We start from the raw sequence: 14,474 nt of genomic DNA on the forward strand, positions 1-14,474 counted from the left end.
TGCCGCGCATCATTCGCGCGTGAGCGCGAAGCTCTTCCTGATGCCGCCCGTGGCCGAAGGCGCCACCCACAGGTCGAACTCTCCGGGCTCGACCGTCGGCTTCATGTCGCGGCCGACGAACTGCAGGTCGTCAGCGCGCAGCGTGAACTCGACCACCTTCGATGCCCCGGGCTCGATGCGCACCTTGCGGAAGTTCTTGAGCTCGCGCACCGGCCGCGTCACGCTCGCGGCGCGTTCGGCGGCATAGAGCTGCACCACTTCCTCGGCCTGGCGCTGGCCGGTGTTGGTGACGGTGGCGCGCACGCGCAGCGTGCCACCGAGCGGTAGCCGGTCCTGGCTCAGCTCCATGCTGTCGTAGCGCACCGGCGCATAGCCGATGCCGTGGCCGAAGGGGTAGAGCGCCTGGTTCGTGGTGTCCACGTAGCGGGTCTTGAAAGCCATGGCCTGGTCGTTGTCGGGCAGCGGCCGGCCGGTGCGCTTCTGGCCGTAGTAGAAGGGCACTTGGCCGGACGCCTGCGGAAAGCTCACCGGCAGCCGGCCCGAGGGATTGAAGTCGCCGAACACCACGTCGGCTATGGCGGTGCCGGTCTGCACGCCGAGAAACCAGGTGACGAGGATGGCGTCGGCATTGCGCACCGCGCCCCTGAGCGCCATCGCGCGGCCATTGCTCAGCAGCACGACCACCGGCTTGCCGATGGCGGCCACGGCCTCGGCCAGGTCCTGCTGGGCCTGCGGGATGCCGATGTCGGTTCGCGAGCGGGCTTCGCCCGACATGCGCTCGCTCTCGCCGATGGCGAGCACCACCACGTCGGCATCGCGCGCGGCGGTCACGGCGGCCTCGATGCCACCGACCAGCGGCGCATCGACGCCCGAGCCGCGCACCACCGTCAGCGCGCCGGGGTCGGCCAATGCGGCGCGCAGGCCTTCGTCGATGCCCACGGGCGCCGACTGGCCCGGGAACAGGCTCCACGCGCCGAGCAGGTCCTGCGTGCCCGAGGCGAAGGGGCCGATCAGCGCGATCTTCCTGCCTGACTTGGGCAGCGGCAGCACCGCGCGTTCGTTCTTCAGCAGCACGATGGAGCGGCGCGCATCCTCGCGTGCCAGCGCGATGTGCGCAGGGTTGTCGGCCCGGGGCTGCGCCGGTGCGGCGTCGAGCCCGCGCAGCGGCTGGTCGAAGAGGCCGAGCTTCTGCTTGACCCACAGCACGCGGCGCACCGCATCGTCGAGCCGCGCCATCGGCACTTCGCCAGAGGCCACGAGCTCGGGCAGGTGGCGCATGTACAGGCCGCTCTGCATGCTGACGTCGGTGCCGGCCAGGAATGACTGCTTCGCCGCCTCGCGGCCGTCGGCTGCATAGCCGTGCGCGATCAGTTCCTCGTCGGCCGTGTAGTCGGACACCACGAAGCCCTTGAACTTCCATTCGTCGCGCAGCACGCCCGTCAGCAGCGCCGGGTTGGCAATCGATGGAATGCCGGAGATCTCGTTGAAGGCGCTCATGACCGAGAGCGCGCCAGCGTCCAGCGCGGCGCGGAACGGCGGCAGGTAGACCTGGCGCAGCGTGCGCTCGGAGATGTCGGTGGCGGCGTAGTCGAGTCCGCCCTCGGCCGCACCGTAGGCCGCGAAATGCTTGGGTGTGGCCAGCAGCGAATCGGCGCGCGAGAGGTCGCTGCCCTGGAAGCCGCGCACGCGCGCGGCCGCGAACTGGTTGGCCAGATACACGTCTTCGCCCGCACCCTCGATGCCGCGGCCCCATCGGGCGTCGCGTGCAATGTCCACCATCGGCGCGAAGGTCCAGCGGAAGCCGTCGGCGCTGGCTTCGACCGCGGCGGCGCGCGCGGTGCGCTCGGCGAGTTCGGGCTCCCAGCTCGCGGCCTCGGCCAGCGGCATGGGAAAGATGGTGCGAAAGCCGTGGATCACGTCGGCGCCGTAGAGCAGCGGAATGCCCAGGCGCGATTCGCGCACGGCCACCTCCTGCAGCACCCGCTTGCGCTCCAGCCCTTCGTTGTTGAAAAGGCCCGTGAGGCGGCCGGCGCGCACGTCGTCGATCTCCTGCTGCGCATTGCGCTGGCCGGCCTGCGGGTTGCCGGGAATGTTGGTGTTGGCGGGGCCGTAGAGGCTGAGCTGGCCCACCTTCTCCTCGACCGTCATGCGGGCGATGAGCGATTCGATACGGGCATCCGCGCCCGCCGCGCCCTCGGCGGCGGCCGGGGCTGCATGGGAGACGGGGGAGGAGAGAACAGAGGCCAGGCCCAGCAGGGCCGCCGCCATGGCGGGGATTCGAACGTGCATGGCACGCCATTCTCACGCCAAAGCGATGCCGCATGGAACGGGCGGGCTTTTAACGCTGTTACACCCTGTTCAGCAGCGGCTGCCCCCGGGCCCAGCGCCGCAGGTTGTCCAGGAAGATGGTCATCGCGCGCTCCCTTTCTTCGATCGGAGGAGTCGGTTCATTCACTCGGCGCCCAGCTGCAGACGGCTGGGCAGGCGTTTTTCGATCGCGAACTTGAGCAGCGCCGCCGAGCGGAAGATGCCGTGCGCGAACTTGCCGTAGGGCAGCGTGAGGAACAGCGCCATCACCACGCCCAGGTGCACCGCGAGCAGCAGTGCCATGAAGGCGGTGTCGCGCCAGGCGAGCAGGGCCAGGCCGGTCACGCTGGTGAGCAGCAGCAGCGCGATGAAGCCGCGGTCCATCGGCCGCTGCGCCACGTCGCCATGCGCCGCGTTGCGCCGCAGGTTCATCCACAGCAGGCCGACCGGGCCGATCACCAGGCCGACGCCGCCCGCGATGCCCAGCAGCACCGGCAGGCTCGTGAGCGCATAGGGCGCGTGCAGGCCAAGAAGGTAGTGGTAGAGCGTTGCCACGCAGGTGGAGGCGAAGCACAGCATGAAGCCGTAGAAGGTGAAGTGGTGGAAACGCCGGCGCCAGAGCGTGAAGCGGTCGTCGTCGTTGTTGCAGCCCTCGCCATGGCCGCCGTCCAGGTAGCTGAGGCGCAGCACGTCGTGCGCGGCCTCGGCGCCGGCGGCGGCGCGCACGCCGGCCACTTCGCCCGGCGCGTTCTCCTGCGCTGGCGACACCTCGCGCCAGAAGCGCCGCACGCCCATCGCCAGCGCGAACACCACGAAGGCAAACACCACACCGAACACCAGCGCGAGAAAGTTGTGCGGAAAGATCGCGTAGAAGTTGCCCGCGAGCGGTTCGTGCAGCAGCGCGCCCGTCATCGCCACGGCCAGCACCAGGAACAGCGCGAGCCCGCCCGCCAGCGCCAGCGCAACGGTGAGGCCGGCCCTCCTGTACAGCGCCCCCATCGCGGGCGGCCAGGCGTAGTCGTGGTAGGTCTGCAGGCGCACCTGCGCCATCGCCTGCGGCACGTTCACCGCAAACTCGTGCGGCGGCGCATATTGGCAGGCATGCAGGCAGGAGCCGCAGTTGTGGCACAGGTTGGCCAGGTAGTGCGTGTCGGCCTTGCCGAATTCGAGCCGCCTGGTCATTGCGGGGAACACGGCGCAGAAGCCTTCGCAATACCGGCAGGCGTTGCAGATCTGCAGGATGCGCGCGACCTCGGCTTCGCTGGCGGCGAGCGGCAGGGCCGGGCGGATGGGAATCACGCGCGCCGAGGCGCTGCCGATGCCGTCGGCATCGGCACGGGCGCGTGCGGCCAGGTCAGTGAGTTGCTGCAAGAGCGGTCTCCGGGGAATTCTTTTTCGAATGGTTCTTTGCTGCGCGTGCCGCCTGCGTGCCCGCGATGCGGCCGAAGGCCGTGCCGATGCTCATGCCCACGCCGGCCGTGTAGCCCTTGCCGAGCACGTTGCCGGCCATCATTTCGCCGGCCACGAACAGGTTGGGGCTGGGCCGGCCGCCAAAGCGCACGGCCGTGGTCTCGTCCACCTTCAGGCCGAGATACGTGAAGGTAATGCCAGGCCGCAGCGGGTAGGCGTAGAAGGGCGCGGTGTCGATCGGGCGCGCCCAGTGCGTCTTGGCGGGCGCGATGCCTTCGGTGCGGCAGTCGTCGAGGGCAGTGTGGTCGAAGCGGCCGACGCGGCAGGCGGCGTTGTAGTCCTGCACGGTGCGCACGAACGTGGCTTCGTCGAGGCCGATCTTCTGCGCAAGGTCGCCGAGCGTGCTTGCCTGCGTGCCGGTGAAGACCGGCGGCATGAAGCGCCCGACCGCCTTCTGGTCGATGACCGACCAAGCGATCTGCCCCGGCTGCTGCGCCACGAGCCGGCCCCAGATCGCGTAGCGCTTGGGCCAGAAGTCTTCGCCCTCGTCGTAGAAGCGCTGCGCCTCGCGGTTGAGCACCACGCCGAGGGACACGCAGTCGATGCGGGTGCAGATGCCGCCGTCGTAGAGCGGCGCGCGCGCATCGATGGCCACCATGTGGCCCTGCGATGGATCGCCGATGCTGTCGGCGCCGGCCTCGATCATGTACTTCAGCAGCACGCCCTGGTTGAAGCGCGTGCCGCGGACGAGGAAGTTGTCGGCCGGCCATTCGCCGCGCTCGTTCCGGCCCCAGGCTTCGCGCAGCCATTCGCGGTTCGATTCGAAGCCGCCCGCGGCCAGCACGCAGCTCCTGGCTTCGATGCGCTCGCCGACCTCGGTGCGCACGGCCACGAAGCGCTCGCCGTCGAGCTCCACCGAGGCCACGGGCGTGCCGTAGCGGATCTGCACGCCCAGCTTTTCGGCGCTGCGGAAATAGGCATTCACCAGCGCCTTGCCGCCGCCCATGAAGAAGGCATTGGTGCGCGCCACGTGCAGCGCACCCGACAGCGGCGGCTGGAAGTGCACGCCATGGCGGCGCATCCAGTCGCGGCAATTCGACGAGGCGCGAATCACCAGGCGCGCAAGGTGCTCGTCGGTCAGGCCGCCAGTCACTTTCAGCAGGTCTTGCCAGTACTCCTCTTCAGGGTAGGCCTCGACCAGCACGTCCTGCGGCGCGTCGTGCATGCAGCGCAGGTTGCGGGTGTGCTGCGAATTGCCGCCGCGCCATTCTTTGGGCGAGGCTTCCAGCAGCAGCACCGAAGCGCCGGCCTCGCGCGCCATCAGCGCGGCGCACAGTGCGGCATTGCCGCCACCGACAACCAGTACGTCGATCACTTGTGGGTCTCCTTTGAATCCAGGGGACTCTAGGGAGTGCGGCCTTCACGCGAAAGGGCGAAAGAGGCAACGGGTGTTCAGTGATCGAGAAGACTTGCGCCGGTCCAGCGGCCCTCGCGCACCAGCGCGCGCGCCGTGTCGGCAACCACCACGCGTGCGGCCAGCGCGGCCGGCGAAAGCTCGTCGTCGGACAGGCTCACGAGCAGGTTGCGGCGCCCCACGTGCGCATCGCTGATCTGCGTGAGCTCCAGGTCGCCCTGGTCGTGCCGGGCCGTGGCGGCGCCGGGCTGCACGGTGGCGCCGTAGCCCGCGCGCACCGCGTCCATCAGCAGCGCGAGGCCGTCGACCTCGGCAACGATGCGCGGCTGGATGCGAGCCCGGGCGAAGGCCGCCATCAGCGTGGCGCGCAGGCCGTGGCTGCCGCTCGGCAGGATCAGCGGAACCTCGGCGAGCTGCGACAGGCGCACGCGGGTGCCCGTGGGGCGTCCGTCCAGTGTCGGCGATGCGATCACGAACAGCTTCTCGGCCAGCAGCGGCGCGACGCTCCAGCGCCGCGGCGTGTCGGTCTGGAACAGCACCGCCAGGTCGAGCTGGCGCGCATGCAGCATCGTCGTGAGATGGCCCGACAGCGCCTCGACCATGTGCAGCCGCACTTCCGGGTAGCGCTCCTGCATGGCGCGCATCAGCGGCACACCGAGCACGGTGGCCGTGGTGGGCGCGAGGCCCACGCTCACATGGCCCGAGAGGCGCGCCTGCTGCGCCGCGCGCACCGCGTCGTCGGCATGGCGCAGCGTGAGCTGCGCCTGGTGCAGGAAGGCCAGGCCGGCATCGGTGGGCACGACGCCGGTCGAGCTGCGCTGCAGCAGCCGCGTGGAGAGCTCGCCTTCGAGCCGGCTGATCTGCTGGCTCAGCGCCGAGGTGACCACGCCCAGCTCGACGGCCGCGCGGCCCATGCTGCGGAGTTCGCAGACCTTGACGAAGTAGCGCAGTTGCCGGAGTTCCATGCACGCATCATCGCGCAGGAACGGCCACCGGTTGGCGCTGGCGCAGCAGCAGCCAGCCGAACAGCGGCGCCGTGATGTACATCACCACCGAATAGATGGCCGCCGGCAGCGCGAGCGGAAAGCTGCCGAGCACGCTCACCGCGATGAAGATGGCCAGCGTGGAGTTGTGGATGCCGATCTCGTAGCTGATGGCCGTGGCCAGCGGCTTGTCGAGGCCCGCGGCGCGGCTCAGGTAATAGCCCGCGAGCAGGCTCAGCAGGTTGAACAGCAGCACCGGCAGTCCGATCTCCGCGAAGGTCGCCGTGATGGTCTTCCACTCGTTCGCGATGGCCAGCACCGTCACCACCGCGAGCACTATGGCGCTGAAGATCTTGGTCGGCTTTTCCATGCGCGCCGCAAAGCCGGGCCTGCGCGAGGCCACGAACATGCCGATGGCCACCGGCACCAGCACGATCGCGATCACCTCCACCAGCTTGCGCGTCTGCAGCGGCACTACCTGGCCGCCTTGCGCGAAGTGCCCGATGGCCCAGTTGGCGATCAGCGGCAGCGTGACGATCGACAGCAGCGTGTTCACGGCCGTGAGCGAGATGTTCATGGCCACGTTGCCGCCGAACAGGTGCGAGAACAGGTTGGCCGAGATGCCGCCCGGCGATGCCGCAAGCAGCATGAGGCCGACCGCGAACACCGGCGAGAGCCCGAAGCCCACGATGATCGCGTAGCACGCGAGCGGCAGCCCGACGACCTGCAGAAGGAGCGCGATGGTTACCGCCTTGGGGTGCTTGAAGAGCCGCCGGAAGTCGTCCAGCGAAAGCGACAGCCCGAGCCCGAACATCACCAGCGCGAGCGCGCCGAACAGGAAGCGGGTCACGATGAGCGCAGCGTCCATGGCTTGTTGTCTCTTCTTTCTGGTTCTTCTGAAAAAATGGCTGCCGGCACCCGTCGCGCAGGCGCTGGCAGCCGTGGAAACCGGGATCGGCGCTGCTTATTGCTTGTAGCTGTCGTCGATGCGGTCGAGCTTGCGGATCAGCGAAGGCCAGACGAACTGCCCGCCCAGGCCGCCGGTCTGCACCTTCATCGCCTGGCCCACGCCCTCGACGATCTTGGGGTTCACCTGCGTGAGTTCGCCGCCGCCCGACTGCGCTGCGATCTGGATCTGACAGGTGTTCTCGAAGGTGTACATCGAAAGGAAGGCGTCGGCAATGGTCTTGCCGCAAGTCAGCAGGCCATGGTTGCGCAGCATCAGGAAATTGGCGTTGCCCATGTCGGCCTGCAGGCGCGGCTTCTCGTCGTCGCGGAAGGCCACGCCTTCGTAGTCGTGGTAGGCCAGCGATGCCAGCACGAAGGTCGACTGCTGGCTGATGGGCAGCACGCCGTTCTTCTGCGCGCTCACCGCGATGCCGGCCCTGGTGTGGGTGTGCAGCACGCACTGGATGTCTTCGCGTGCCGCATGCACGGCGCTGTGGATCACGAAGCCGGCCGGGTTCACGGGGTAGGGCGAGTCGATGATCTTGTTGCACTGCTGGTCGACCTTGACCAGGCTCGACGCGGTGATCTCGTCGAACATCAGGCCGTAGGGGTTGATCAGGAAGTGGTGGTCGGGCCCGGGAATGCGCGCGCTGATGTGCGTGAAGACCAGGTCGCTCCAGCCGTAGAGCGCCACCAGGCGATAGCACGCGGCAAGGTCGACGCGCAGCTGCCATTCTTCGGCGGAGACGAGCTTCTGGATTTCGGATTGGGAGTTTGCGTTCATGGTGGGTTGGTTCCTTGTGGGGTCAGGCCGCGGCCGGCTCCTTCAGGGCGGCCTTGTAGATGCTCTGCTTCGGCTGCGCCATCAGGCGCCGCAGCATGGGCTCGAATTCGCTGATGGGCAGCGTCTCGGCGCGGGGGTCGAAGGCCGGGTTGTCGTAGAGCGCGCAGAACTCGGCCGTGCGCTCGTAGTGCGGATGGTCCTTGAAGCCGTCGCGCATGTTGCGGTCCAGGCCGATGTGATGGAAGAAGTAGTGGCCCTGGAAGATGCCGTGGTGCTGCACCATCCAGTGGTTGGCCTCGCTCACGAAGGGCTTGAGGATGGCCGCGGCAATGTCGGGGTGGTTGAAGCTGCCGAGCGTGTCGCCGATGTCGTGCAGGAGCGCGCACACCACGTATTCCTCGTCGCGGCCGTCGCGCAGCGCGCGCGTGGCGGTCTGCAGCGAATGGGTGTAGCGGTCGACCGGAAAGCCGCCGTAGTCGCCTTCGAGGATCTGCAGGTGCCTGATCACGCGCGCGGGCAGGCCGCCCGCGAACTGCCTGAACTCGCCGCCGATCAGTTGCCAGTCTTCGCGCGTGCTCTCCTGCATGCTCCTGAAACCTGCCCGTTCGCTCATCGTGTTGTCTCCGTGTTCCTGGGGGGAGCGGCCACTGTAGACCCGGGCTTGACGTTCAACTGTCAAGAATTTGACAATGCAAGGCTCTGGTAAACCCCCGCATGCCGCCTTCCAAACCGCGTCTTTCCCCTGTGCACCGCGCTGCGATGGAGCGCAATCCATGGTTCACCAGCATGCCGCGCGCGCAGCGCGAAGCACTGCTAGGCGCGGGCGAACTCATTCACGTGCGGCGCGGCGCGATGGTGTTCCGCCAGGGCGATCCGATCCATGCCGCGGGCGGCGGCTTCTATGGCCTGCTGGCGGGCACGATCAAGATCTCGTCGCTGCGGCAGGACGGGCGCGAGGCCATTCTTGCGGTGCTCGAGCCCGGCAATTGGTTCGGCGAGATCACGCTGATCGACGGCTCGCCGCGCACGCACGACGCCACCGCGCTGGAGGCGCTCGACCTGCTGGTGGTGCCGCCGGAAGCCTTTGCCCAGCAGATGCGCGACGTGGTCTTTGCCAATGCGATCGCCGCCATGCTGGCCGCGCGCGTGCGCATGCTCTACGGCCTCACCGAAGACGCCACGCTGCGCAGCCTGCGCGCGCGCGTGGCGCACCGGCTGCTGGTGCTGGCGCGCGGCGACGCCACGCAGTCGGTGCAGCTGCGCCGCACGCTGATGCTGCCGCAGGAGGCGCTGGCGATGATGCTCGGCGTCACGCGCCAGACGCTCTCGAAGGAGCTCAATGCACTGGCGGACGAGGGGGTGCTGGCGCTGGGCTACGGGCGCATCGAGCTCAGGTCGCTCGATGCGCTGCAGGCGCTGGTGAGCACCGGATAGCGCCTCAGCGCAGTACGCGGCCGTCGGCCGAGATGCTGATCAGGTCGATGGTGCGCGAGGCATCGCGCAGGCCCGGGCGCAGGTTGACGCGGAAGCCGCCCACGTCGTAGTCGGTCATGGCGGTCATTACGCGCTGCAGGCTCGCGGTCGTGAAGCCGCGGCCCGCGCGGCGCACCGCTTCGCCCGCCACCTTGACCGCGATGAAGCCCTCGAGGCCTTCGTACGAGGGCGTCTGGTCGGAGTTGTCGACCGCGGCGCGGTACTCCTTGACGATCGGGATGGCCGAGGGCCGCGGCGACGGCACCACCTGCGAGATCACGATGCCGCCAATGTCCTTGCCCAGTTCGGCATAGAGCGGGTCGATGCCCACGATCGAGAAGGCCATGAAGCTGCCGCTGTAGCCGCTCTTGCGCAGCTTGCGGATCGCGTTGGCCGTGGTGCCCGAGAGCGACACCAGCACGATGGCCTGCGGCGTCTGCTGCAGAACCGTCTTCAGCGCAGCGTCGAGCTTGTTGGCGCCGGCCGGCACCATGGCCGAGGCCACCAGCGCGGGCAGCTTCAGCTCGGTGATGGCCTGCTGGACGGCGGCCAGGCCGGCGCGGCCCATGGCGTCATCGTCGCCCACCAGTGCGATGCGCGTCTGCCCCACGGTGGCGCATTGGCGCACGATCTTCAGCGCCTCGTCGATCATGCCGGGACGCACGTGGAACACGTTGGGGTGGCTGGCCTCGCGCAGCGCATCGGCGGCGGCAAAGGGCGCGAACAGCAGGCTGCCCTGCTGCGCCGCCACGTTGGCGCCGGCGTCGCTGCTGGCGGTGCCCACGAAGCCGAACAGCATGTCGGCCTTGTCGGCGCCGAGCAGCGTGCGCGCGTTGGCGGCGGCCCGGCCCGCGTCGTAGCCGTCGTCGAGCTGCAGCAGCTTGAGCTGCAGGCCGCTCGCGGCATTGCGCTCGTTGAAGTCGGCCACCGCGAGCCGGCTGCCGGCCGCGAAGGCCAGCCCGATCTCGCCGGCTGCGCCCGTCAGCGGCACCGACTGGCCCAGCACGACCACCCGTGCGCCCGCGGCCCGGCCCGACGATTGCGACAGTGCTGGAAGATGGACGCCGCCGCCCAGCAGCAGCGCCCCGCACGCCTTGCCCAGCCATTCCCTGCGAGAACTGTCCATGGGTCACCTTTTTTAACAGTAGTAAAAAAGTGTAGCAAGTTCGGTGCCTGTGGAGAAGAGAGTCTCGACGGATGTTCTACGCCAGTTGCTTCCGCTAGCATGGGCCCGGCCCCTTCCTCGTTCACCAGCCAATGCCTCTCGCTTCTGCTTCGTCAAGCATGCCCATCGTGGTCGCTATGCGTGGGCAGCGGCGTCCCAACCTCCATCCCTGTCACATCGACAACAGCTCCTATGAGGCCGCGCTGCAAATTTTTCAGGCCAGAAGCACGCGGTTCAAGGCAACCATCGGCTCCCCTCGCGCGGGGCGCCACTTCATGCTTCAGCTGCCGTCGCGCCGGTACGCGATGGTCACGAACTACGACGACTTTCCATATTCCCTGGAGTTTTCGCTCGAGATCATCGAGACGAACGCCGGCAAGCCCAAGGTCCACATGCGCGACCTGCTTGCGATACTTCAGCCGCTGGGCCTGCCGGAGCCGGACAAGTCGAACGATGGCGTCCTGAAGTGGTTGCAGCCTGGCGCGGGCTGAAGCCTTCGCTTCAAAACCGCGAGACGGGCACCTCCCCCCATTTGTCATACACCCCTACGTTCCCATTTTTGTCGTGGACAAAGCCTACAAGTCGATTTGGGTTGCAGAAGTGAAGGCCGGCATGCGCGAGCACCTTCCCTCGTTCAGCAGCGTCACGATGCCGAAGGGGGACCCGGATCGTGAAGTCTTCGTCGGCTCGATGCTCTACAGGAACGCGGTGCGGCCAGGCTTGGTGGTCTGGCTCGTTTGGCAGCCGGGCGAGGGTGTCGAGCGTTGCTTCAGCGTGCGCGTGGGATGGAGCCCATCGGCAGAGCGGCTTCCATGTCTTCGTGAGCACGATCGCAGGATCTATTCGCTTCGGGGGCCGGACCCGACGATGTTCGAGGCCGCCACTCTCGATCTGGAGCAGATCGAAGGCAAGTCCGCGACCGGCCGCATCTCGATTGCCAGTCCTTGGGATCAGTTGCTGGCTGTCAAGGCGACTGCGCCGAAGGCAGTGATGAAAGCAGCCATGCAGAAAGCATATGACGAGTCCCTTGCGCTCACCGAAAAGGAGAGGGCGGTTGCGGTGGCCCGGGTGGTCACGGACGCGTTCGATCGCCTGCAAGCGGTCTTGCCCCGGTTCATGCCAGCCTCGGCAGATGGAGAAAGTACCGCCTGTTCAATCAGCGTCGGGCGGCAGTAACAGCGGCCCGCAGTCTGGACGCCGTGGGCTTCAGGCGCGCCGGAACACCAGGTCCCAGACGCCGTGGCCCAGCTTGATGCCGCGGTTCTCGAACTTGGTGAGCGGCCGGTACTCCGGCTTGGGCGCGTAGCCTTCGGCCGTGTTGCGCAGCAGCGGCTCGGCGGACAGCACCTCGAGCATCTGCTCGGCGTAGGGCTGCCAGTCGGTGGCGCAATGGATGTAGCCGTCCGGCTGCAGGTGCCCGGCGAGCTTTTTCACGAACTCGGGCTGGATCAGGCGGCGCTTGTTGTGGCGCTTCTTGTGCCAGGGGTCGGGAAAGAACACATGCACGCCCGCCAGCGAGCCGGGCTGCAGCATGTGGTCGAGCACGTCGACCGCATCGTGCGCGCAGATGCGGATGTTGGTGATCGACTGCTCGCCGATGCGCTTGAGCAGCGCACCCACGCCGGGCTCGTGCACTTCGCAGCACAGGAAGTTGGTCTCGGGCAGCACGGTGGCGATGTGCGCGGTGGCCTCGCCCATGCCAAAGCCGATCTCGAGCACGGTCGGGCCGGCGCGGCCGCCGAAGGCCGCCGTCAAGTCGAGCGGCTCGGGCTTGTAGGGGATGAGGAACAGCGGACCCAGCTCGGCAAAGGCGCGCGCCTGGCCGTCGGTGGTGCGGCCGGCGCGCTTCACGAAGCTCTTGAGGCGGCGGTGCAGCGGATGCGGCTTGTTGCTGTCGGCCGCGTCGTCGTCGCTTGGCGGGGAATCGTGGGGCACGGTGTCGGGAAAGGTCATTACGGCCACGAATTGTAGAGATCGCGCCATTCGGGCACCCAGCTGGCCAATGCAGGCGCGCAGGAAGCTGCCGTGGTTGCGCGCAGCCCGAGCACGCGCGCGGCCGCGTCGAGGGCGGCCAGGGCGGCTTCGGGCGTTGCGGTGTCGATGGCGGTGGCGCCGTTCTGCTTGGAGAGCTTGTCGCCATCGGCGCCGCACACCAGCGGCGTGTGCAGGTAGCTGGGCGTCGGCAGGCCGAGCGCGCGCTGCAGCAGGATCTGGCGCGCGGTGTTGTCAGCCAGGTCTTCGCCGCGCACTACGTCGGTCACGCCCTGCTCCGCGTCGTCGACCACCACCGCGAGCTGGTAGGCCCACGGGCCATCGGCGCGGCGCAGCACGAAGTCGCCGACCTCGCGGCTCACGTCCTGGCATTGGCGGCCGAGGCGGCGGTCGGTCCAGCAGAGTTCGCCGGCCGCCAATGCCGGCTGGGCGGATTCGAACTTCTCGGTGGCAAAGCGCCAGGCGCGTGCGGGTTTGCCCTGTAGCCCGTCGCGGCAGGTGCCGGGATAGACCCGCTCGCCATGGCGCGTGTGCGGCCGGCCGAGCCGTGCCAGCGCCTCGTCGATGTCCTTGCGTGAACAGCCGCAGGGGTAGGCAAGGCCAAGGGCCTGCAGCCTTGCCAGCGCGGCTTCATAGCGCGCGGTGCGTTGCGTCTGCCACACCGGCGCTTCGTCGGGCAGCAGGCTGCAGTCGGCCAATTGCCGGAGGATGCGCTCGCCCATGCCGGGCAGGCAGCGTTCGGTGTCGGCGTCCTCGATGCGGATCAGCCAGCGCGCCTGCGGTCCGCGCGCGCGCACGTCGAGCCAGCTTGCGAGCGCAGCCACCAGCGAGCCGGCATGCAGCGCGCCGGTGGGCGAGGGCGCAAAACGGCCGGTCTCCCGCATCCGCGGAATCAGATCACTGCGAGCGCCAGCGAAAGGCCCGAGAGGAACGCGTCCTCGACCCGGTGCCCGGTGCACCAGTCGCCGGCCACGCCGATGCGGGCCTTGGCGTCCCACAGGTGGCTCTTGCCCACTGGAACCTGGGTCTGGGCTTCGGGCCAGCAGCGTGCCCGGGCGTGCGTCGGCGCGGCATGGATGCCGGTGATCTCGGCGAAGGCGCGCAGCAGCTTGGCCTCGACGCGCGCGGCGTCGTCGCGCAGGTGTTCCTGCGACCAGGTTGCGCTGGCCTGCAGCGTCCAGCGCTCGACGCGTTCGCGGCCGGGCTTGGACGATTCGCGCGCGAGCCACGCCACGCGGTGGTGGGTGCTGCGCGCCGCATTCCATTGCGGGCCGAGGTGCGACATGTTGGCCTGGTTGGCCTGCGGGAATGCGATCATCAGCGTCCAGCAGGGTGCGATGCGCACCGGCTCGATCTTCTGGCTGATGGCGGCCGAGAGCTTGCCGTCGCCCAGCAGCGCGCGCGTGCGCGAGGGCGGCACGGCCAGCAGCACGGCGTCGAAGCCCGAGTACACGTGCTGCGAATCGTCTTCACCGGCGGTGCGCAGCTGCCAGCGCCTGGGGTCGAGCGCGTCGGCTTCGATCTGCGTGACCTGCGTGTCGACCACGAGGCTGTCGCCCAGCGGCGCGGCCCAGTGGGCCACCAGGGCGTCCATGCCCGGCTGGGCCACCCAGTGCGATTCGCGCCCCGGCAATGCGGCCTCGGCCACGCGGCCGTGCGCATCGAGCACGCGCACGAGGTTGGCGCTCCAGGGACGGCAGAGATTGGGCGTGGCCTCGAGCGCCAGCGCAAAGCGCGGATCGCGCACGGTGAAGTACTGCGCGCCGCTGTCGAAGCGGCCGAAGGCGGTGTCGACGCTCGCCATGCGCCCGCCGGGCGCGGCCTCGCGTTCGAACACCGTGACCTTGTGGCCGGCCTGCACCAGCGTCCGGGCGCAGGCGACTCCGGCAATGCCGGCGCCGACGACGGCGTAGTGGCGTGGAGCGGCGGGGGTTCGGTGGCGGTCGGCCGCCTTTGCAGTTGCGCGAGTGGTCATGAGGGACTCTTTTCTTTTCGAGG

At 68.7% G+C, this 14,474-nt stretch carries 14 protein-coding genes; 3 read left to right on the forward strand and 11 right to left on the reverse strand.

Going from position 1 to position 14,474, the window contains the following annotated elements; genetic code table 11:
* Nucleotides 1-9 precede the first annotated feature (9 nt).
* The 7 genes from bglX to L1081_RS05300 form a co-directional block, all read right to left on the reverse strand.
* Nucleotides 10-2,289: a beta-glucosidase BglX gene (bglX, locus tag L1081_RS05270; RefSeq protein ID WP_489415513.1), complete on the reverse strand. Its 2,280-nt coding sequence runs from the start codon at nt 2,287-2,289 to the stop codon at nt 10-12.
* A 162-nt stretch (nt 2,290-2,451) separates the two neighbouring features.
* Nucleotides 2,452-3,678 (reverse strand): tricarballylate utilization 4Fe-4S protein TcuB, encoded by a 1,227-nt coding sequence (gene tcuB, locus L1081_RS05275; protein WP_489415514.1) that lies wholly within the window; start codon nt 3,676-3,678, stop codon nt 2,452-2,454.
* Nucleotides 3,662-5,092, reverse strand: coding sequence for an FAD-dependent tricarballylate dehydrogenase TcuA (tcuA, locus tag L1081_RS05280; protein WP_489415515.1), 1,431 nt, complete (start codon nt 5,090-5,092; stop codon nt 3,662-3,664). The genes tcuB and tcuA overlap by 17 nt, the downstream gene beginning before the upstream one ends.
* Before the next feature lie 77 nt (nt 5,093-5,169).
* Entirely contained in the window at nt 5,170-6,096 is a 927-nt protein-coding gene (locus L1081_RS05285; RefSeq protein WP_489415516.1) for a LysR substrate-binding domain-containing protein, read from the reverse strand.
* Nucleotides 6,097-6,103: 7 nt separating this feature from the next.
* Complete coding sequence (locus L1081_RS05290; protein WP_489415517.1) at nt 6,104-6,982, reverse strand: bile acid:sodium symporter; 879 nt, start codon at nt 6,980-6,982, stop codon at nt 6,104-6,106.
* Nucleotides 6,983-7,078: 96 nt separating this feature from the next.
* Nucleotides 7,079-7,846, reverse strand: a complete 768-nt coding sequence (locus tag L1081_RS05295; RefSeq protein WP_489415518.1) for a class II aldolase/adducin family protein — start codon at nt 7,844-7,846, stop codon at nt 7,079-7,081.
* Between the two features lie 22 nt (nt 7,847-7,868).
* A complete protein-coding gene (locus tag L1081_RS05300) occupies nt 7,869-8,459 on the reverse strand; it encodes an HD domain-containing protein (RefSeq protein WP_489415519.1) in 591 nt (196 codons plus the stop codon).
* Nucleotides 8,460-8,560: 101 nt separating this feature from the next.
* On the opposite strand from L1081_RS05300, the gene L1081_RS05305 reads away from it, so the two are divergent.
* The gene (locus L1081_RS05305; protein ID WP_489415520.1) at nt 8,561-9,280 is read left to right on the forward strand and encodes a cyclic nucleotide-binding domain-containing protein; all 720 of its coding nucleotides are present in this window, start codon (nt 8,561-8,563) and stop codon (nt 9,278-9,280) included.
* Nucleotides 9,281-9,284: 4 nt separating this feature from the next.
* Here L1081_RS05305 and L1081_RS05310 read toward each other — a convergent pair whose 3' ends face one another.
* Entirely contained in the window at nt 9,285-10,445 is a 1,161-nt protein-coding gene (locus tag L1081_RS05310; RefSeq protein ID WP_489415521.1) for an ABC transporter substrate-binding protein, read from the reverse strand.
* 158 nt (nt 10,446-10,603) lie between these two features.
* Here L1081_RS05310 and L1081_RS05315 point away from each other — a divergent pair, with 158 nt between their 5' ends.
* Both L1081_RS05315 and L1081_RS05320 read left to right on the forward strand, forming a co-directional pair.
* Nucleotides 10,604-10,975: a hypothetical protein gene (locus L1081_RS05315; protein ID WP_489415522.1), complete on the forward strand. Its 372-nt coding sequence runs from the start codon at nt 10,604-10,606 to the stop codon at nt 10,973-10,975.
* A gap of 73 nt (nt 10,976-11,048) precedes the next feature.
* The gene (locus L1081_RS05320; RefSeq protein WP_489415523.1) at nt 11,049-11,660 is read left to right on the forward strand and encodes a hypothetical protein; all 612 of its coding nucleotides are present in this window, start codon (nt 11,049-11,051) and stop codon (nt 11,658-11,660) included.
* Between the two features lie 30 nt (nt 11,661-11,690).
* Here the strand turns inward: L1081_RS05320 and trmB are convergent, their stop codons facing one another.
* The 3 genes from trmB to L1081_RS05335 are packed head-to-tail and all read right to left on the reverse strand — an operon-like array spanning nt 11,691 to nt 14,451.
* Nucleotides 11,691-12,437: a tRNA (guanosine(46)-N7)-methyltransferase TrmB gene (gene trmB, locus L1081_RS05325; protein WP_489415524.1), complete on the reverse strand. Its 747-nt coding sequence runs from the start codon at nt 12,435-12,437 to the stop codon at nt 11,691-11,693.
* A complete protein-coding gene (gene gluQRS / locus L1081_RS05330) occupies nt 12,437-13,360 on the reverse strand; it encodes a tRNA glutamyl-Q(34) synthetase GluQRS (RefSeq protein WP_489415525.1) in 924 nt (307 codons plus the stop codon). The genes trmB and gluQRS overlap by 1 nt, the downstream gene beginning before the upstream one ends.
* An 8-nt stretch (nt 13,361-13,368) precedes the next feature.
* The gene (locus tag L1081_RS05335) at nt 13,369-14,451 is read right to left on the reverse strand and encodes an FAD-dependent oxidoreductase (protein WP_489415526.1); all 1,083 of its coding nucleotides are present in this window, start codon (nt 14,449-14,451) and stop codon (nt 13,369-13,371) included.
* Nucleotides 14,452-14,474: the final 23 nt, after the last annotated feature.

The sequence above is a fragment of the Variovorax sp. MSC1_012 genome, assembly GCF_023667525.1.
GTDB classification, from domain to species: Bacteria; Pseudomonadota; Gammaproteobacteria; order Burkholderiales; family Burkholderiaceae_C; genus Variovorax; species Variovorax beijingensis_B.

What these genes read in the sequence shown, in the direction of transcription:
- L1081_RS05300 (WP_489415519.1), bottom strand. Translation starts at nt 8,459, where the DNA reads ATGAGCGAACGGGCAGGTTTCAGGAGCATGCAGGAGAGCACGCGCGAA.
- L1081_RS05290 (WP_489415517.1), bottom strand. Translation starts at nt 6,982, where the DNA reads ATGGACGCTGCGCTCATCGTGACCCGCTTCCTGTTCGGCGCGCTCGCG.
- L1081_RS05315 (WP_489415522.1), top strand. Translation starts at nt 10,604, where the DNA reads ATGCCCATCGTGGTCGCTATGCGTGGGCAGCGGCGTCCCAACCTCCAT.
- gluQRS (WP_489415525.1), bottom strand. Translation starts at nt 13,360, where the DNA reads ATGCGGGAGACCGGCCGTTTTGCGCCCTCGCCCACCGGCGCGCTGCAT.
- trmB (WP_489415524.1), bottom strand. Translation starts at nt 12,437, where the DNA reads ATGACCTTTCCCGACACCGTGCCCCACGATTCCCCGCCAAGCGACGAC.
- L1081_RS05310 (WP_489415521.1), bottom strand. Translation starts at nt 10,445, where the DNA reads ATGGACAGTTCTCGCAGGGAATGGCTGGGCAAGGCGTGCGGGGCGCTG.
- L1081_RS05335 (WP_489415526.1), bottom strand. Translation starts at nt 14,451, where the DNA reads ATGACCACTCGCGCAACTGCAAAGGCGGCCGACCGCCACCGAACCCCC.
- L1081_RS05295 (WP_489415518.1), bottom strand. Translation starts at nt 7,846, where the DNA reads ATGAACGCAAACTCCCAATCCGAAATCCAGAAGCTCGTCTCCGCCGAA.
- bglX (WP_489415513.1), bottom strand. Translation starts at nt 2,289, where the DNA reads ATGCACGTTCGAATCCCCGCCATGGCGGCGGCCCTGCTGGGCCTGGCC.
- L1081_RS05285 (WP_489415516.1), bottom strand. Translation starts at nt 6,096, where the DNA reads ATGGAACTCCGGCAACTGCGCTACTTCGTCAAGGTCTGCGAACTCCGC.
- L1081_RS05305 (WP_489415520.1), top strand. Translation starts at nt 8,561, where the DNA reads ATGCCGCCTTCCAAACCGCGTCTTTCCCCTGTGCACCGCGCTGCGATG.